15 protein-coding genes are annotated in these 18,006 nt (G+C 66.1%); 4 read left to right on the top strand and 11 right to left on the bottom strand.

Annotated features, from left to right (window positions below; translation table 11 throughout):
* Positions 1-46: 46 nt before the first annotated feature.
* The 6 genes from bioB to SGRAN_RS10075 form a co-directional block, all read right to left on the bottom strand.
* Positions 47-1,045 (bottom strand): biotin synthase BioB, encoded by a 999-nt coding sequence (bioB, locus tag SGRAN_RS10100; protein ID WP_067183226.1) that lies wholly within the window; start codon positions 1,043-1,045, stop codon positions 47-49.
* A complete protein-coding gene (locus SGRAN_RS10095) occupies positions 1,042-2,322 on the bottom strand; it encodes an O-acetylhomoserine aminocarboxypropyltransferase (protein ID WP_067183223.1) in 1,281 nt (426 codons plus the stop codon). Before SGRAN_RS10095 ends, bioB begins: the two co-directional genes overlap by 4 nt.
* Positions 2,319-4,466, bottom strand: a complete 2,148-nt coding sequence (scpA, locus tag SGRAN_RS10090; protein ID WP_067183222.1) for a methylmalonyl-CoA mutase — start codon at positions 4,464-4,466, stop codon at positions 2,319-2,321. The genes SGRAN_RS10095 and scpA overlap by 4 nt, the downstream gene beginning before the upstream one ends.
* A gap of 111 nt (positions 4,467-4,577) precedes the next feature.
* Positions 4,578-5,015 carry a methylmalonyl-CoA epimerase gene (gene mce, locus SGRAN_RS10085; RefSeq protein ID WP_067183219.1) on the bottom strand — a complete coding sequence of 146 codons (438 nt, stop codon included), beginning with the start codon at positions 5,013-5,015 and terminating at the stop codon, positions 4,578-4,580.
* Between the two features lie 3 nt (positions 5,016-5,018).
* On the bottom strand, positions 5,019-5,291 hold the full coding sequence (locus tag SGRAN_RS10080; protein WP_210434222.1) for a hypothetical protein: 273 nt from the start codon (positions 5,289-5,291) through the stop codon (positions 5,019-5,021).
* 20 nt (positions 5,292-5,311) lie between these two features.
* Positions 5,312-6,844, bottom strand: coding sequence for an acyl-CoA carboxylase subunit beta (locus SGRAN_RS10075; protein ID WP_067183213.1), 1,533 nt, complete (start codon positions 6,842-6,844; stop codon positions 5,312-5,314).
* 210 nt (positions 6,845-7,054) lie between these two features.
* On the opposite strand from SGRAN_RS10075, the gene SGRAN_RS10070 reads away from it, so the two are divergent.
* Positions 7,055-8,482 (top strand): helix-turn-helix domain-containing protein, encoded by a 1,428-nt coding sequence (locus SGRAN_RS10070; RefSeq protein ID WP_067183210.1) that lies wholly within the window; start codon positions 7,055-7,057, stop codon positions 8,480-8,482.
* A gap of 35 nt (positions 8,483-8,517) precedes the next feature.
* Here the strand turns inward: SGRAN_RS10070 and SGRAN_RS10065 are convergent, their stop codons facing one another.
* The 4 genes from SGRAN_RS10065 to pgi form a co-directional block, all read right to left on the bottom strand.
* Entirely contained in the window at positions 8,518-9,051 is a 534-nt protein-coding gene (locus SGRAN_RS10065) for an AAA family ATPase (RefSeq protein WP_067183207.1), read from the bottom strand.
* On the bottom strand, positions 9,051-9,272 hold the full coding sequence (locus SGRAN_RS10060; RefSeq protein WP_067183205.1) for a helix-hairpin-helix domain-containing protein: 222 nt from the start codon (positions 9,270-9,272) through the stop codon (positions 9,051-9,053). Before SGRAN_RS10060 ends, SGRAN_RS10065 begins: the two co-directional genes overlap by 1 nt.
* Positions 9,269-10,615 (bottom strand): glutathione-disulfide reductase, encoded by a 1,347-nt coding sequence (gene gor / locus SGRAN_RS10055; RefSeq protein WP_067183203.1) that lies wholly within the window; start codon positions 10,613-10,615, stop codon positions 9,269-9,271. The genes SGRAN_RS10060 and gor overlap by 4 nt, the downstream gene beginning before the upstream one ends.
* A 553-nt stretch (positions 10,616-11,168) precedes the next feature.
* Positions 11,169-12,674: a glucose-6-phosphate isomerase gene (gene pgi, locus SGRAN_RS10050; protein WP_067183201.1), complete on the bottom strand. Its 1,506-nt coding sequence runs from the start codon at positions 12,672-12,674 to the stop codon at positions 11,169-11,171.
* Positions 12,675-12,881: 207 nt separating this feature from the next.
* On the opposite strand from pgi, the gene lepB reads away from it, so the two are divergent.
* Genes lepB through era form a run of 3 tightly spaced genes read left to right on the top strand, consistent with a single transcriptional unit; the run spans position 12,882 to position 15,270 of the window.
* The gene (gene lepB, locus SGRAN_RS10045) at positions 12,882-13,700 is read left to right on the top strand and encodes a signal peptidase I (protein ID WP_067187022.1); all 819 of its coding nucleotides are present in this window, start codon (positions 12,882-12,884) and stop codon (positions 13,698-13,700) included.
* A complete protein-coding gene (rnc, locus tag SGRAN_RS10040) occupies positions 13,697-14,380 on the top strand; it encodes a ribonuclease III (protein ID WP_067183199.1) in 684 nt (227 codons plus the stop codon). The genes lepB and rnc overlap by 4 nt, the downstream gene beginning before the upstream one ends.
* On the top strand, positions 14,377-15,270 hold the full coding sequence (gene era / locus SGRAN_RS10035; RefSeq protein WP_067183196.1) for a GTPase Era: 894 nt from the start codon (positions 14,377-14,379) through the stop codon (positions 15,268-15,270). The genes rnc and era overlap by 4 nt, the downstream gene beginning before the upstream one ends.
* 79 nt (positions 15,271-15,349) lie before the next feature.
* Here the strand turns inward: era and topA are convergent, their stop codons facing one another.
* Positions 15,350-17,893, bottom strand: coding sequence for a type I DNA topoisomerase (topA, locus tag SGRAN_RS10030; protein WP_067183193.1), 2,544 nt, complete (start codon positions 17,891-17,893; stop codon positions 15,350-15,352).
* Between the last annotated feature and the right edge of the window lie 113 nt (positions 17,894-18,006).

Genomic DNA, 18,006 nt, shown 5'->3' with positions numbered 1-18,006 from the left:
GGGAACAAGCCCTCCCCTAGCCCCTCCCGCGAGCGGGAGGGGAACTCTATTCCGCCGCCTCCATCCGCATCGGCTCCTCAGCCTCCATCGGCTTGAGCCCTAGCTTCGCGAACAACGCCGCGTCCTTGCTGTCGCCCGCGTTCGCCGTGGTCAGCAGCTTGTCACCGGTGAAGATGCTGTTCGCGCCCGCCATGAAGCAGAGCGCCTGCGTCGCCTCCGACATGCTCTCGCGCCCCGCCGACAGGCGGACCATCGACTTGGGCATGGTGATGCGCGCGACCGCGACGGTGCGGACGAATTCGATGTCGTCGATCTGCGCGAGCGGCGTGTCGGCGAGCATGTCGCCGAGCACCGTGCCCTTCACCGGCACCAGCGCGTTGACGGGCACGCTTTCGGGATGGCGCGGCAGCGTCGCGAGCGCGTGGATGAAGCCGACGCGATCCTCGCGCGTCTCGCCCATGCCGACGATGCCGCCCGAACAGACGTTGATGCCCGCCGCGCGCACTTCCTCCAGCGTGTCGAGCCGGTCCTGAAAGGTGCGGGTCGAGATGATGTTGCCGTAATTCTCCGGGCTCGTGTCGATGTTGTGGTTGTAATAATCGAGCCCCGCGACGGCGAGCGTCTGCGCCTGCTCGCGGGTGAGCATCCCCAGCGTCATGCAGGTTTCCATGCCCATCTGGCGCACGCCCTCGATCATCTCGACGATCGCGGGCATGTCGCGGTCCTTGGGGTTGCGCCACGCGGCGCCCATGCAGAAGCGCTGCGAGCCCGCATCCTTCGCCTCGGCCGCCGCCTGCAGCACCGCGCGCACGTCCATCAGCTTGGTCGCTTTCAGCCCCGTCTCGGCGTGCGCCGACTGCGAGCAATAGCCGCAATCCTCGGCGCAGCCGCCGGTCTTGATCGACAAGAGCGTACAGAGTTGCACCTCGCCGCGCGCATGGTGGCGCCGGTGGATGCCCTGCGCCTCCCACATCAGTTCGTCGAACGGCAGGTCGAACAGCTCGGCGATTTCCGCGCGTGTCCAGTCGTTGCGGGTCTCGGTCACGCGATCGCCTCCAGCGCCTGCGCCAGGTCGGCGATGATGTCGTCGATATGCTCGATGCCGACCGACACGCGCACCACGTCGGGACCCGCGCCCGTCTCGACGAGTTCGGCTTCGGAAAGCTGGCTGTGCGTCGTCGAGGCGGGATGGATGATGAGCGAGCGTGTGTCGCCGAGGTTGGCGAGGTGGCTGAACATCTTCACCGACGACACCAGCTTGACGCCCGCGTCGTAGCCGCCCTTGAGCCCGAAGGTGAACACCGCGCCGCCCTTGCCGCCGAGATAGCGTTTCGCGAGCGCGTGATAGGGGTCGTCCTCCAGCCCGGCGTAGGATACCCAATCGACCTTCGGATGCGCACGCAGCCATTTGGCGAGCGCGAGCGCGTTGCTGCAATGCCGCTCCATCCGCAACGCCAGCGTCTCCATGCCGGTGAGCGCGAGGAACGCGTTCATCGGTGCGAGCGCCGGGCCGAGGTCGCGCAGGCCGAGCGTGCGCGCGGCGAGGATGAAGGCGAGGTTGCCGAACGCTTCGGCGAACTTGATGCCGTGATAGGAGGCGTTGGGCTCGGTCAGCGTCGGATATTTGCCGCCCTTCGTCCAGTCGAACGATCCCGCGTCGACGATCACCCCGCCGATCGCATTGCCATGGCCGTTGAGGAATTTGGTCGTCGAATGGACGACGATGTCGGCGCCATGCTCGATCGGGCGGCACAGCATCGGGGTCGCCATCGTGTTGTCGACGATCAGCGGCACCCCGGCATCGTGCGCGACCTTGGCGATCGCCTCGATGTCCTGCACGACCCCGCCCGGATTGGCGAGGCTTTCGATGAATATCGCGCGGGTGTTCTCGTTGATCGCGGCGGCGACGTTGCCGGCGTCGTCGGCGTCGACGAAATGCGTCGTCCACGCCATCTTGCGGAAACTCTGGCCAAGCTGGTTCTGCGAGCCGCCATAAAGCTTGCGCGCCGCGACGATCTCGCAGCCCGGCTCCATCAGCGTGTGAAAGGTCAGAAACTGCGCCGCATAGCCCGACGCCACCGCCAGCGCGCCCGCGCCGCCTTCGAGCGCGGCGATCTTGCCCTCCAGCGCGCCGTTGGTCGGGTTCATGATCCGCGTGTAGATGTTCCCGAACTCTTCGAGGTTGAACAGGCGCGAGGCATGTTCGACGCTGTCGAAGACATAGGAGGAGGTCTGATAGATCGGGGTGATCCGCGCCTTGGTCGTCGGATCGGGCTGGGTCCCGGCGTGGACGGTCAGCGTTTCGGGCTTCATCTCAGTCATGCGGCATCCTCCAGTGGCGGCATATTGTGGCCGAGCAGGCGCAGCACGTCGGCGGCGCATTCGACCACGTTGGAACCGGGTCCATAGATACCCTGCACCCCGGCGTCGCGCAGATAATCATAATCCTGCGGCGGGATGACGCCCCCCGCGATCACCTTGATGTCGCTGCGCCCGGCTTCCTTGAGGCCCCGGATCAGTTCGGGGATCAGCGTCTTGTGCCCGGCGGCGAGGCTCGACGCACCGACCGCATCGACCCCGCTTTCGAGCGCGAGCACCACCGTTTCCTCCGGCGTCTGGAACAGGGGGCCGGAGACGACGTCGAAACCCATGTCGCCGAAGGCGGAGGCGATGACGTTGGCGCCGCGGTCGTGCCCGTCCTGCCCCATCTTGGCGATCAGCAGCTTGGGCGCGCGGCCCAGCCGGCGCTCGACCGCCTTGACCCCGTCGACGACCTGCTGCCAGCGGCCGTCGTCCTTGTAGGGCGCGGCATAGACGCCCTTCACCGGGGTCGGCACGGTCGCATAGCGGTCGAAGGCTTCCTCCATCGCCGCCGAAATCTCGCCGAGCGTCGCGCGGGCGCGCGCCGCATCGACCGCGTGGGCGAGCAGGTTGGTCTCGATCGACTGCGGCGCGGCGGCGGCCTTGCGCAGCGCGCCCAGCGCCGCCTGGCACGCCGCCTCGTCGCGGCTCGCCTTCACCTTGTTGATGCGCGCGACTTGCGCCTCACGCACCTTGGTGTTGTCGACCTCGAGCGTTTCGAGCAGGTCCTCGTCCTTCAGGCGATATTTGTTGACGCCGACGATCACGTCGTCGCCGCGGTCGACGCGCGCCTGCCGCGCCGCGGCGGCTTCCTCGATCATCGCCTTGGGCCAGCCCGCCGCGACCGCCTTCGCCATGCCGCCCTCGGCCTCGACGCGGTCGATGATCGCCTGCGCCTTGTCGACCAGTTCCTGCGTCAGCGCCTCGACATAATAGCTGCCGCCCAAGGGATCGACGACATTGCACATGCCGGTCTCTTCCTGGATGATGATCTGCGTGTTGCGGGCGATGCGCGCCGAGAAATCGGTGGGCAGCGCGATCGCCTCGTCGAGCGCGTTGGTGTGGAGCGACTGGGTGCCGCCGAGCATCGCCGCCATCGCCTCGATCGTCGTGCGGATGACGTTGTTGTAGGGGTCCTGCTCGGTCAGCGACACGCCCGACGTCTGGCAATGGGTGCGCAGCATCTTCGAGCGTTCGGATTGCGCGCCGAGCTTTGTCATCGCGCGATGCCACAGCACCCGCGCCGCGCGCAGCTTCGCCGCCTCCATGAAAAAGTTCATGCCGATCGCGAAGAAGAAGGACAGCCGCCCCGCGAACTTGTCGATGTCGAGGCCGGATGCGACGCCATATTTCACATATTCGATGCCGTCGGCGATGGTGAAGGCGAGTTCCTGCACCTGCGTCGCCCCCGCCTCCTGCATATGATAGCCGGAGATCGAGATGCTGTTGAACTTCGGCATCTCGCGCGACGTGTAGCCGAAAATGTCGCTGATGATCCGCATCGATGGTTCGGGCGGATAGATATAGGTGTTGCGGACCATGAACTCCTTGAGGATGTCGTTCTGGATGGTCCCGTCGAGCAGCGACCGTGCCACCCCCTGCTCCTCGCCCGCGACGATGAAGAAGGCGAGGATCGGGATCACCGCGCCGTTCATCGTCATGCTGACCGACATCTGGTCGAGCGGGATGCCGTCGAACAGGATCTTCATATCCTCGACGCTGTCGATCGCGACGCCCGCCTTGCCGACGTCGCCGACGACGCGCGGATGGTCGCTGTCATAGCCGCGGTGCGTCGCGAGGTCGAAAGCGACCGATAGCCCCTTCTGCCCCGCCGCGAGGTTGCGGCGATAGAAGGCGTTCGATTCCTCGGCGGTCGAAAAGCCCGCATATTGCCGGATCGTCCACGGCCGCCCGGTGAACATCGACGCGCGCACGCCGCGCGTGAAGGGCGCGAAGCCGGGCAGGCCGGGGTCGGTCTTCACATCCTCGGCCGTATAGAGCGGCTTGACGTCGATCCCTTCGGGCGTGCGCCAGGTCAGGTCCTTGCCCTTCACCTCCTTCTCGGCGGCGGCAGCCCATTGGTCGAGGGTCGGTTTGTCGGTCATATGCAGTCTCGTTTCTCTCTTTTCGTCATGCCGGACCTGATCCGGCATCCATTCCCTCGGCACCGAAAGAATGGACCCCGGATCAAGTCCGGGGTGACGATGAAATAGGCGTCAATGGTCGCCCTTCGGCGTCTCCATGATCTCCGTCAGCACGCCGCCCATGTCGCGCGGATGCACGAAGAAGATCGGCGTTCCGTGCGCCCCGATGCGCGGTTCGCCGAGCACGCGCTTGCCCATCGCCTCGAACTCCGCTTTCGCGGCGTGAATGTCGGGAACCTCATAGCACATATGATGCTGCCCGCCCTGCGGGTTCCGTTCGAGGAAGCCCGCGATCGACGCATTGCCGGGCAGCGGCTCGATCAGTTCGATCTGCGTGCCGTTCGTCCCGCCATCGCCGGGCGTATCGACGAAGCAGACCTTCACCCCCTGATCGGGCATGTCGAACGGTTCGCAGATCGTCGTCGCGCCCATGACATCACGATAAAAGACGATGCTGTCGGCGATCGACGGCGTCGCGACGCCGATATGGTTGAGGCGGCCCAGTTTCATTCTTCAATCCCTTCCCAAGGCTTCAATGCCAATGGCTAGCAGCGCCACTCCCAACAAGGCGAAGACCCCGAACACGAACCAGAAATGCACTTGATTCGCTTCCCGATTGCTTTTCGAAAGCTCCGGAAAACTGCCTTTCGACAGTCCGTGCAAAGCATACCCAATCAATATTGATCCCAATATCAAGCCACCGACTGACCGCCGACCGGGTTCACCGACAAAGATGGCGGCCATTGCCAGAATCACCGCGGCTGCAAAAAACACCGCAGTCCTCAAGTCTTTGCGCCTTTGATCGGTCATAGCGGAATATTGTCATGCTTCTTCCAGGGGTTCTCCAACTGCTTGTTCCGCAGCTTCCTTAACCCCAGCGCAATCCTTTTCCGCGTGTTGCGGGGATGGATGACCTCGTCGATATAGCCGCGCGACGCCGCGACGAAGGGGTTGGCGAAGCGATCCTCATATTCCTTGGTGCGCTCTGCGATCTTCTGCGCGTCGCCGATGTCGCTGCGGAAGATGATCTCGACCGCGCCCTTCGCGCCCATCACCGCAATCTCGGCGGTCGGCCACGCATAGTTCAGGTCGCCGCGCAGATGCTTCGACGCCATGACGTCGTAGGCGCCGCCATAGGCCTTGCGCGTGATGACCGTGATCTTGGGCACCGTCGCCTCGGCATAGGCGAAGAGCAGCTTCGCGCCATGCTTGATGATGCCGTTATATTCCTGCGCGGTGCCGGGCAGGAAGCCCGGAACGTCGACGAAGGTGACGATCGGAATCTCGAACGCGTCGCAGAAACGCACGAAGCGCGCCGCCTTCTTCGACGAATTGATGTCGAGCACCCCGGCGAGCACCAGCGGCTGGTTGGCGACGATGCCGATCGTCCGCCCCTCGATGCGTCCGAAGCCGCAGATGATGTTTGCGGCGTGCGCCGGCTGCACCTCGAAGAAATCGCCTTCGTCGACCGTCTTGCGGATCAGCTCGTGCATGTCATAGGGCTGGTTCGCATTGGGCGGGATCAGCGTGTCGAGGCTGTCCTCGGAACGGTCGTAGGGATCGCTCGTCGGCCGCACGGGCACGCCGGCGCGGTTGTTCTCCGGCAGGTAGTCGAAGAAGTCGCGCGCCGCGAGCAGCGCCTCGATATCGTTCTCGAACGCCAGGTCGGCGACCGAGCTTTTCGTCGTGTGGGTGATCGCGCCGCCCAGTTCCTCCTGCGTCACCACCTCGTTGGTCACCGTCTTGACCACGTCGGGGCCGGTGACGAACATGTAGCTCGAATCCTTCACCATGAAGATGAAGTCGGTCATCGCGGGCGAATAGACCGCCCCGCCCGCGCACGGCCCCATGATGAGCGAAATCTGCGGCACCACCCCCGACGCCAGCACGTTGCGCTGGAACACGTCGGCATAACCGCCGAGCGATGCGACGCCTTCCTGGATGCGCGCGCCGCCGCTGTCGTTGAGGCCGATGACCGGAGCACCGACGAGCATCGCCTTGTCCATCACCTTGCAGATCTTCTCGGCATGGCGCTTCGACAGCGAACCGCCGAAGACGGTGAAATCCTGGCTGAAGACATAAACGAGGCGGCCGTTGATCGTCCCCGCGCCGGTGACGACACCGTCGCCGGGAATCTTCTGGTCCTGCATGCCGAAATCGACGCAGTCATGCTCGACATAGGTGTCGAATTCCTCGAACGAACCTTCGTCGAGCAGCACGAGCAGCCGCTCGCGCGCGGTCAGCTTGCCCTTGGCGTGCTGCGCGTCGATGCGCTTCTGCCCGCCCCCCAGCGCGGCGGCGGCGCGGCGGCGTTCCATTTCGGCGATATTGGCGGACATGCGGCTCTCCGGTTGATCTTGAAATTGCCGTCTGCCCTCGCATTGGCAATCATGCAAATGTGAAATTGCAAAATTGCAAACTATGAATTTGCAAAGTAAGAACCCTTCTATCCGTTCGCCCTGAGCTTGTCGAAGGGCCGTTCTTCCTTACTCGAAGACAAGGACGGTGCTTCGACAAGCTCAGCACGAGCGGAATAAGAGAGGGCGCTTGTGACCCGCCAACGCATCTTTGCCGGCAGCCGCCTGCGCCAGCTTCGCGCCGAGCGCGGCCTGCGGCAGGCCGGATTTGCTGCGAAGCTCGGCATCTCGACCTCCTATCTCAGCCAGATCGAGCATGACGACCGGCCGCTGACCCCCGCGCTGCTCGACCGGCTGCAAAAGCTCTTTCCGCTCGAATGGGAGGAGGTCGCCGCCGACGCGGGCGACCGGCGCGCGGGCGCGCTGCGCGAGGCGGCGGCCGATCCGCTGTTCGCCGCCGCACCGATCGCGCCCGAACAGCTCGAACGCGCGGCGCTTCAGCAGCCGCAGCTCGCCGACCAGTTCGTCGCGCTGCACGCCGCCTATCGCCGCGCCGGACAGCGGCTCCAGATCATCGACGAGGCGCTGACCGGCGGCACCGCCGAGGGCAGCCGCCTGCCATGGGAGGAGGTGCGCGACTGGTTTCACGACGCGGGCAATTATGTCGACCGGCTCGACCGCGCCGCCGAGGAACTGGCGAAGGGGCTGCGCGGCGCGTCCTCCGCCCCCTCCCCCAGCCCCTCCCCCGCCGTCGAGGCGATCGAGCGGCGGTTGCAGGGCGGGCTCGGCATCTCGATCGTCTATCGGCAGTCGGAGAGCCTGCGCGATTTCGACGCGACGATGCGCCACCTCGTCATCGATCCGTCGCAGCCGCCCGAGAGCCGCCGCTTCCAGCTCGCGCACCAGCTTGCGGCGCTGGCGCTCGCGGACGAGATCGCGGCGGTGGTCGAGGCGTCGCCGCTACGCACCGCCGCGGCGCGCCAGTTGCTCCACGTCGGTCTCGCCAACTATGCGGCGGGCGCGGTGCTGATGCCCTATACGCCCTTTCGCGCCAGCGCCCGCGCGGTGCGGCACGACATCGACCGCCTGCGGCTCGAATATGGGGTCAGCTTCGAACAGGCGTGCCACCGCCTCTCGACGCTCCAGCGCCCCGGCGCGCGCGGTATCCCGATGTTCTTCTGCCGCGTCGACATGGCGGGCAACATCACCAAGCGGCACAGCGCGACGCGGCTGCAATTCGCGCGCTTCGGCGGGGCCTGCCCGCTGTGGATCGTCCACGAGGCGGCGGCGATCCCCGATCGCATCCTGTTCCAGCTCGCCGAGACGCCTGACGGCCTGCGCTATGTCTCGATGGCCAAGGGGCTGGTGAAACCGTCGGGCAGCTACGCGCGCGCCCCGCGCCGCTATGCCGTCGCGCTGGGATGCGAGGCGCGATACGCCGCCGACTTCGTCTATGCCGACGGGGTCGACGTCGATGCGCCGCAGGCGGCGGCGCGCATCGGCCCGTCGTGCCGCATCTGTCCGCGCGACGACTGCGACCAGCGCGCCTTCCCGCCCAGTGACCGGCCGATATTGGTCGATCCGGACCGCCGGGACGTGGTGCCCTATCGGATCGGGTGACCAATTCCGCTCCCGCTTGCGGGAGGGGTGTAAGCTCAAATATTCGCGCGGATGAACTTCGCCCGTTCGGCGACCGAAGCAAGCGGAAGCGGCACCATTTCATATCCAAGATCGGTATAGGCCGCGACCATGGCGTGATATGTCGCCTCGGCTTCAGCCTCCGTCTGTTTCCGTTGGGCATCCTGCATAAAAATTGCCGGCCAAGGCGGCGCGATGAAAACGCGCCGGGCATATCGACGCACGTGGGCAGCACGCATGGTCGCTTCGGATATTGGCAGACCACTCAGGCGAAGATAGCCGATCACGTCAGGAATGCCGCGATCGAAAAGGACGGGGCCGTCGAGGGCTTGGGCCTCGCGCCAGGATCGCATCTCCCACCCAAGCATCAGCTCGGCATATGCAGCGCTGTTCGACCAAGGCAGGGCGAGGCCCCCGATATCCACCTGATCCTTTATGATGGCCCTCCCCGCCTCCGGCATATACGGAAAGCCCTGAGCCGCCAGCGCTTCGATCACACTGGTCTTTCCCGAACCGGGACCGCCCGTGACGATATGGAATCTTTCCGTCATCACTTCGGCACCACCGCGATCGCCGCGCGCATTTGCGGGCTGTTGCGCCAGCAGGTCGCCTCCGTCAGCAGGCTTACGCGGCCGCAGATATCCTCGGCATTTTGCGCTGCCAGATCGGCCAGCGAGCCAATGCCGACGTCCTCAAGCCGCGCGACGATCGTGGAGCCGACGCCCTTGACCGCCAGAAGCCGCTCGCGTTCCTCGGTGGACAAGATTGTCATTTCAGCAGCACCAGTTCTTCCGCCATGCTCGGGTGCAGTGCCACCGTGGCATCGAAATCGGCCTTGGTCAGCCCGGCCTTCACCGCAACCGCCGCTGCCTGCAATATCTCCGGCGCGTCGGGGCCGATCAGGTGCAGGCCGACGACCTGGTCGGTCGCCTCGTTGACCACCATCTTGTAGAGTGCGCGTTCGTTGCGGCCGGCGAGGACGTTCTTCATCGCGCGGAAATCGCTCGTATAAACCCGGATCGAGCCCAGTTTATTGCGCGCCTCGGCCTCGGTCATGCCGACGGCGCCGATCGGCGGATGGCTGAACACCGCGCTCGGAACATTGGCATAATCGACCGTCGTCGGCCTGTCGCCGAAGACCGAGTCGGCGAACGCCTGCCCCTCGCGGATCGCCACGGGGGTGAGCTGGATGCGGTTGGTGACGTCGCCGACGGCGTAGATGCTCGGCACCGACGACCGGTTGCCCTCGTCGACCTTCACGGCCCCGTCCGCGTCGAGCTCGACGCCCGCCTCCGCGAGCCCCAGCCCGCGGGTGTTCGGCACCCGTCCGGTCGCCACCAGCACCGCGTCGGCGGGAATCGGGTCGCAATTGGCGAGGTGGACCATCAGCGAACCATCGGCCTGCTTCTCGATCGACTGGAACGGGGCGTTGAAGCGGAACTCGATGCCCTTGGTCATCGAGATCTGCAACAGCCGGTCGCGAATCTGCTCGTCATAGCCGCGCAGGATCGCGTCGCCGCGATTGACGATCGTCACCTTGCTGCCGAATTCGTTGAAGATGCCGGCGAATTCGTTGGCGATATAGCCGCCGCCCGCGATCACCACGCGCTGCGGCAGCGTTTCGAGGTGAAAGACCTCGTTCGAGGTGATCGCATGCTCGCTGCCTGGAAAGTCAGGGACGAAGGGCCAGCCGCCGGTGGCGATCAGGATACGCCCGGCGGTCAGTTCGCGCCCGTCGGCCAGGCGCACCGTCTGCGGCCCGGCGACCGTCGCGCGCGTCTTGAAGACCTCGACCTGGTGATTGTCGAGCGTCTGCCCGTAAAGCCCTTCGAGCCGCGTCACCTCGGCCAGCACATTGTCGCGCAGCCGCGCCCAGTCGAAGCGGCAATCGGGGACGTCCCAGCCGAAGTGGCGCGCGTCCTTCAGGTCCTCGGCGAAATGGGCGCCATAGACGAGCAGCTTCTTGGGAACGCAGCCGCGGATGACGCAGGTGCCGCCGACCCGATGCTCCTCCGCCACCGCGACGCGCGCGCCGTGCGACGCCGCGACGCGGCTGGCGCGCACCCCGCCCGACCCGGCGCCGATGACGAAAAGATCATAGTCGAACTTGGACATGGCAGAGCCCCCGCACTGGAATGATTGGCTGGCGCCTATGTGGGTGGGCGGCGCCGGCTTGCCAATCGAATTTTGCGGTCAGCATAACAGCACGTCATTGCGACCCCGGCGAAAGCCGGGGGAAGCAATCTCCAGCTGTCGGCCTGCGCAGGTCGATAGCTGGAGATTGCTTCGTCGCCTTCGGCTCCTCGCAATGACACTCTGTGGGGATCCGGGTTTCGGCGCGGTTTCTCCCTTTCATCACCCTGAACTTGTTTCAGAGCCTGCCCCGGGCCCGATCCGGGGGTCCATGGTCTGCCTTCACCTGAAAGGCGGCACAAAAGGGAAGGTCCGGCCATGGATGCTGAAACGAGTTCAGCATGACGAACGAATGAGGCAGCGCGCCGAACCCCGAATCCATAGGCGTTTATACCCCTGAGACAGGGACGCTGGTGATCCCCGGCGAAAGCCGGGGTCCATGCGAGGCAGCGCTGTGCCATCTGGACCCCGGCTTTCGCCGGGGAACGCTCACCTGTCGGAAGGGGATCATTGCGGAATCCATATAGGGCATAGGTTATTCCCCCAGCACCGCCTGCATCAGCGCCTGCGTCGCCGGATCGAAATCGACCGTCCCCTCGGCCAGACCCTTCGCCATTTCCTTGCCAAGTTCGACCCCGAACTGGTCGAACGGGTTGATGCCGAGCAGCACCGCGTTGGCGAAGACGCGATGCTCGTAGAAGGCGATGAGCGCGCCCAGCTGATGCGGCGTGACCTGTTCGAGCAGGATCGTCGCCGAGGGCCTGTTGCCCGGATAGGCGCGCGCGCCGTCCTCGCTCGCACGTCCGGCCATCAGCGCCGCCCCCTGCGCGATGCAGTTGGCGACGAGCGTTTCGTGGTGCGCGGCGTCGAGCAGATCGTCGGCCTCGCGCGCGACGACGAATTCGACCGGAACCAGATGCGTGCCCTGATGGAGCAGCTGGAATACCGCATGCTGGGCATCGGTGCCGACGCCGCCCCAGGTGATCGCGGCACTCGCGCGGCCCAGCGGCTCGCCGTCCAGCGTGACGCCCTTGCCGTTCGATTCCATTTCGAGCTGCTGCAGATAGGAGGGAAGCAGCCGCAGCCGCTCGTCATAGGCAAAAACCGCGCGCGTCTGGCAGCCGAGGCGGTTGGCATAAAGCTGGTCGGCGAAGGCGGCGAGGAGGCAGATGTTGTCGGCGCCCTCGGCCAGCCGGAAATGCCGGTCCATCTCCGCCGCGCCTTCGAGCAGTTCGGCGAAGGCATCCCAGCCGAGCGCGAGCGCCGCCGGAAAGCCGATCGACGACCACAGCGAATAGCGCCCGCCGATCGTCTCTCTGAACGGCAGGATGCGCGTCTCGTCGATCCCCCATTCCATCGCCTTGTCGGGATTGGCGGTCAGCGCGACGAAGCGTCCGCTGGGGTCCTCGACCCCGCCCTCCTCCAGCCATTGCAGCGCCGACGCGGCGTTGAGCAGCGTCTCGGTCGTCGTGAAGGTCTTCGACGCGACCGCGACCAACGTATATTCGGGGTCGAATTTCGCGAAGGCCTCGCTCAGCGCAGCGCCGTCGACGTTCGAGACGACGGTGACGTCATAGCGCCGGTCGTGCCGCCCGAGCGCGTCGACGAGCAGGTCGGGGCCGAGCGCCGAACCGCCGATGCCGATGTGCAGCAGATGGCGGATTTCACCGAACGCCCCGGCCTCGATCGCGTCGACCAGCATGCGCATCCGCTGGTGGAGCGCCTGCGCACGATGCACCGAATCGGGCGCCCCGTCGCCGCGTTCGGCGCTGTGCTCGGCGGCGCGATCCTCGGTGGGGTTCACGATGCCGCCCGAAAACAGCGTCTTGCGCCGCCCCGCGAAATCCTGCGCCTCGGCCAGCCGCGACAGGATGGCGAGCGCCGCATCGTCGAGGTGCGTCTTGGCGAAATCGAAGCGGATATCGGCGACGCGGCGGACGAACGCCTGAAACCGCGCATCGGGATCGGCGGCGACAAGCTCGGCGAGCGGACGGGGCTGCCAGTCGGCGAGGGCCTGCCAGGCTTCGGTGGCGGTGGTCATCGGATGTCCTCTTGGTTTCCGCTCGATGCGAACGGGATCGGGATGTGGCTGTCTCCATAAGCCAGCGGCGGTGCCCATGCCAGCGTCGTCCGCCGATATTCGCTTGACCTTCGCGTCCATTCGTCGCCAATGCGCGGCATGACCGACGCCAGCGCAACCGCCAGAAATTCCGCCGCCCCGACTCCCGCGCCCCCGGCCCCCGCTCCGATGTCCGCAAAGGAGGAGGCCGTAGACACCATCCGCTTCCTCGCACTGCTCGCGGTCGCGGTGCTGATCTTCCGCAGCTTCTTTCTGTCGCCCTTCAACATTCCGTCGGAATCGATGCAGCCGCGGCTGCTGATCGGCGATTACCTGCTCGTCAACAAGATGGCCTATGGCTATTCGAAATACAGCCTGCCGTTCAGCGTGCCGCTGATCCCCGGCCGCATCTTTCCGCGTACCCCCGAACGCGGCGACGTCGTCGTGTTCAAGGCGCCGCCGGTCAACGACAACGATTATATCAAGCGCGTCATCGGCCTGCCCGGCGACACGGTGCAGGTGAAGGACGGCGCCGTCTGGTTGAACGGCCGGCCGCTGAAGCGTGAGCCGATGCCCGATTTCGTCATTCCGGTGACGCAGAACATGATCGACGCCTCGCGCGCGATGGGCACCCTGCCCTGCTATTCGCCCGAGTTCGAGGAGACCGCCGCCGACGGCGGGCGCCAGTGCCGCTACAAGCAGTTCCGCGAGACGATGCCGAACGGCAAAAGCTATCCGATCCTCGACATCACAACGATCCAGCAGGACAATACGCCGCCGGTCACGGTGCCGGCCGGGCATCTGTTCCTGATGGGCGACAATCGCGACCGCAGCGCCGACAGCCGTTTCCCGGCGGTGGAGAATGAGGGGATCGGCCTGGTTCCCGAAGAGAATCTGGTCGGCCACGCGCTGGTCGGCATGTTCTCGACCGACGGCTCGGCGAGCTGGCTCAACCCGATCAGCTGGTTCACCGCCGCGCGGTGGAGCCGCATCGGGGACGGCTTTTGAGCGAAGGCGCGTCCGCCGAAACCATCGCCGCGATCACCGGCGCGCCGCCCGGCGACCTTGGCCTTTATCACCGCGCGCTGACCCATGGCAGCAGCGGCGCGGGCGATTATCAGCGGCTCGAATTCCTGGGCGACCGGGTGCTGGGGCTGGTGATCGCATCCGAGCTGTTCCGCCGGTTTCCGAAGGCGAGCGAGGGTGAGCTTTCGTCGCGCCTGCATGCGCTGGCGTCGGGCGAAACCTGCGCGCGCATCGCGCAGCGGCTCGACCTCAACGCGCATGTCCGCTTCGGCGCGCAGGCGATCAGCGACGGCGGGCGGCAGAGCGACAATGTCGCCGCCGACGTGCTCGAAGCGCTGATCGGCGCGCTGTGGCTCGACCGGGGCGAGGCAGCGGCGCGCGCCTTCATCGTCCGCGAATGGGGCGCGATGATCGAGGGGCAGACCGCGGCGCCCAAGCATCCAAAGGCGGCGCTCCAGGAATGGGCGCTCGCCCGCAAGCGCCGTCCGCCCGAATATCGCCTCGTCCGCCGCGAAGGCCCCGACCATGCGCCGCGCTTTCGCGTCGCGGTCGCGATCGGCAAGCTGGCCGAGGCCGAAGGCGAAGGCGCATCGAAACAGGCGGCCGAGAAGGCCGCAGCGGCCGCCCTGCTCGACCGGCTGACACAGGAAGAGAAACAATGACCCAACGCTGCGGCTTCGTGGCCGTCGTCGGTGCCCCCAATGCGGGCAAGTCGACCCTCGTCAATGCGCTCGTCGGCCAGAAGGTCGCGATCGTCAGCCCCAAGGCGCAGACGACGCGCACCCGGCTGATGGGCGTCGCGATGGCGGGCGACACGCAGATCGTGCTGATCGACACCCCCGGCATCTTCGCGCCGACGCGCCGGCTCGACCGCGCGATGGTCGCGGCCGCGTGGGGCAGCCTGGAGGAGGCGGAGGCGATCCTCGTCATCGTCGATGCCGCGGCGAAGCTGAGCGGCCGCGTCGAGCGCGTGCTGGAAGGCGTGGCGGGGCGGCCCGAAAAAAAGTTTCTCGTCCTCAACAAGGTCGACCTGACGCGCAAGGACAAGCTGCTGACGATCGCGAACGAGCTGAATGCGAAGCTGCCCTTCGACGAGACCTTCTTCATCGCTGCGAGCAGCGGCGACGGCGTCGCCGACCTCAAGGCGCATCTGGCGTCGCTGATGCCCGAGGGACCGTGGCATTTCCCCGAGGACGAGGTGAGCGACGCGCCCGAGCGCATGCTCGCGGCCGAAATCACGCGCGAGCAACTCTATCGCCAGCTTCACGAGGAACTCCCCTATCAGTCGACGGTCGAGACCGAGCTGTTCAAGACGCGTCCCGACGGCAGCGCCGAAATCCACCAGCAGATATTTGTCGCGCGCGACAACCAGCGCGCGATCGTCCTCGGCAAGGGAGGCAGCCGGATCAAGGAAATCGGCGCGAAGGCGCGCGCCGAGCTGGCCGAGCTGATGGGGCGCAAGGTCCACCTGTTCCTGCACGTGAAAGTGAAGGAGAACTGGGACGAGGACCGCGGCGTCTATCGCGACATGGGGCTCGACTGGGTCGATTGATCCTGCCCTGAAGTCGCCTGGACTATCCTTGCCTTCGTTCGTGCTGAGGGCGAACGGGGTTGGGTTAAGGCGCGGAACTCTATTCCTTCGCCTTCTTCTTCGCCGGGGCTTTCTTCGCGGGCGCCTTTTTCTTGGGCGCGGCCTTCTTCTTCCCCTTGGCCGGTCCCTTCGCGGCGCGCGCGTCGATCAGCGCGACCGCTTCCTCGACGGTCAGCGCGTCGGGTTCGACCGTCTTGGGCAGCGTCGCGTTGGTCGTGCCGTCGGTGACATAGGGGCCGAAACGCCCCGCCATCAGCTTCATCTCGCCGCCGCTCGTCGGGTGCGGGCCGAAGGTCTTGAGCGGCTCTGCCTTGCCGCGCGCGCCGCGGCCTCCGCCGTTCGCCGCGTCGGCGATGCGCGCCACCGCGGCGTTCATGCCGATCTCGAAGATTTCGGCGGTGCCGGTCAACTTCGCATATTTACCGTCGTGGAGCAGATAGGGACCATAGCGCCCCAGCCCCGCGACGATCGGCTTGCCGCTTTCGGGATGCATGCCGACCTCGCGCGGCAGGCTGAGCAGCCGCAGCGCATAGTCGAGGTCGAAATCCTCGGCAGGGATATCCTTCGGGATCGACGAACGCTTCGCCTCCTTGCCCTCGCCGAGCTGGATATAGGGGCCGAAGCGACCGCTGCGCTTCGTCACCTCGAGCCCGCTGTCGGGGTCGGTTCCCATCGCCTCGGGGCCGCTGTCGGCACCATTGTCGGCACCGCCCGGCTGCGCGAACTTGCGCGTATATTTGCACTCGGGATAGTTGCTGCACGCGATGAACGGCCCGAAACGCCCGCCGCGCAGCGCGAGCCGGCCGGTGCCGCAATTCGGGCAAAGCCGGGGATCACTGCCGTCGCCCTTGTCGGGGAAGAGATAGGCGCCGAGGAATTCGTCGAGCGCCGCGGTAATCTCCGACGGTTTCTGTTCCATCACCTCGCCGGTGCGCGGCTTGAAATCGCGCCAGAAGCGGTCGAGCACCGCCTGCCACTGCGCGCGGCCGCCCGACACGTCGTCGAGTTCCTCCTCGAGCCCGGCGGTGAAATCATAGCCGACGTAGCGCGCGAAGAAGCGTTCGAGAAACGCCGTCAGCAGCCGCCCGCTCTCCTCGGGGATGAAGCGGTTCTTCTCGATGCGCACATAGGCGCGGTCCTTGAGAACCTGGAGGATCGAGGCATAGGTCGAGGGCCGCCCGATGCCGAGTTCCTCCATCTTCTTGACGAGGCTCGCCTCGGAATAACGCGGCGGCGGCTGCGTCTCGTGGCTCTCGACCTCGACACCGGTCTTCGCCGGCGCATCGCCCTTGCCCATCGCGGGGAGCAGACGACCATCCTCGTCGTCGCTGTTATCGTCGCGTCCTTCATCATAAAGGGCGAGGAAGCCGGGGAATTTCACCACCTGTCCGGTCGCGCGCAGCATCGTCTTGCCGGTGCCGTCCGACAGATCGACGCTGGTGCGTTCGAGCCGCGCCGACGCCATCTGGCTCGCCAGCGCGCGCTTCCAGATCAGTTCGTAGAGCCGCGCGTGGTCGCCGCCGCCGACGCGGTCCCTGCCGAAATCGGTCGGCCGGATCGCTTCGTGCGCTTCCTGCGCGTTCTTCGCCTTGGTCTGATACTGCCGCGGCTTGTCGGGGACATAACCGCCGTCGTAGCGGTCGGCGATCGCGCGACGCGCGGCACTGATCGCGCTGCCGTCCATCTGGACGCCGTCGGTCCGCATATAGGTGATCGCGCCGTCCTCGTAGAGGTCCTGCGCGACGCGCATCGTGTGGCTGGCGGAAAAGCCGAGCTTGCGTGCCGCCTCCTGCTGGAGCGTCGAGGTGGTGAAGGGCGGCGGCGGGTTGCGGGTCAGCGGCTTGGTCTCGACCGCGTCGACGGTGAAATGGCCTGCCTTCACATCGGCCTCGGCGGCGCGCGCATCGGCCTCGGTGGTGATCGACAGTCGCTCGATCTTGTCGCCGCGCCAGCGCGCGAGGCGCGCCCTGAACGGCGTCCCGCCCATTTCGAACAGCCCGGTCACCGACCAATATTGCTGCGTGACGAATGCTTCGATCTCGCGCTCGCGCTCGACCACCAGCCGCAGCGCGACCGACTGGACGCGGCCCGCCGACTTGGCGCCGGGCAGCTTGCGCCACAGCACCGGGGACAAGGTGAAACCGACCAGATAGTCGAGCGCGCGCCGCGCGCGATAGGCATCGATCAGATCGGTGTCGAGGTCGCGCGGATGCGCCATCGCATCGGTCACCGCCTGCTTGGTGATCGCGTTGAAGGTGACGCGCTCGACCGCCTGCGGCAGCGCCTTTTTGCTGCGCAGCAATTCCTGCACATGCCAGCTGATCGCCTCGCCCTCGCGATCGGGGTCGGTCGCGAGGATCAGGCGGTCGGCCTGCTTCGCCGCGTCCTGAATCTCCTTCAGCCGCTTCGCCTTGTCGGGATAGAGCTGCCACTGCATCGCGAAGCCGTCGTCCGGATCGACCGAGCCGTCCTTGGGCGGCAGATCGCGGACATGGCCGTAGGATGCGAGCACCTTGAAATCACGGCCGAGATATTTCTCGATCGTCTTCGCCTTGGCAGGCGATTCGACAATTACCAATTGCATTGAAAATCCGTTCGCTGGGAACCCTTACACGTGTGCGCGAGGGTTGCGGAGCGCTTGGCCCTTCGTCAAGAGGGATTTGGCGCAACCGTCGCCGCCCGCGAAGATGGGACCGC

The organism is Sphingopyxis granuli (assembly GCF_001559015.1).
Taxonomy (GTDB): domain Bacteria; phylum Pseudomonadota; class Alphaproteobacteria; order Sphingomonadales; family Sphingomonadaceae; genus Sphingopyxis; species Sphingopyxis granuli.
This window is presented reverse-complemented; position numbering and strand designations above follow the sequence as displayed.

Coding starts and splice junctions, on each gene's coding strand:
- SGRAN_RS10095 (WP_067183223.1), bottom strand. CDS start 2,322: ATGACTGAGATGAAGCCCGAAACGCTGACCGTCCACGCCGGGACCCAG.
- scpA (WP_067183222.1), bottom strand. CDS start 4,466: ATGACCGACAAACCGACCCTCGACCAATGGGCTGCCGCCGCCGAGAAG.
- mce (WP_067183219.1), bottom strand. CDS start 5,015: ATGAAACTGGGCCGCCTCAACCATATCGGCGTCGCGACGCCGTCGATC.
- SGRAN_RS10075 (WP_067183213.1), bottom strand. CDS start 6,844: ATGTCCGCCAATATCGCCGAAATGGAACGCCGCCGCGCCGCCGCCGCG.
- SGRAN_RS10065 (WP_067183207.1), bottom strand. CDS start 9,051: ATGACGGAAAGATTCCATATCGTCACGGGCGGTCCCGGTTCGGGAAAG.
- SGRAN_RS10060 (WP_067183205.1), bottom strand. CDS start 9,272: ATGACAATCTTGTCCACCGAGGAACGCGAGCGGCTTCTGGCGGTCAAG.
- gor (WP_067183203.1), bottom strand. CDS start 10,615: ATGTCCAAGTTCGACTATGATCTTTTCGTCATCGGCGCCGGGTCGGGC.
- pgi (WP_067183201.1), bottom strand. CDS start 12,674: ATGACCACCGCCACCGAAGCCTGGCAGGCCCTCGCCGACTGGCAGCCC.
- lepB (WP_067187022.1), top strand. CDS start 12,882: ATGTCCGCAAAGGAGGAGGCCGTAGACACCATCCGCTTCCTCGCACTG.
- era (WP_067183196.1), top strand. CDS start 14,377: ATGACCCAACGCTGCGGCTTCGTGGCCGTCGTCGGTGCCCCCAATGCG.
- topA (WP_067183193.1), bottom strand. CDS start 17,893: ATGCAATTGGTAATTGTCGAATCGCCTGCCAAGGCGAAGACGATCGAG.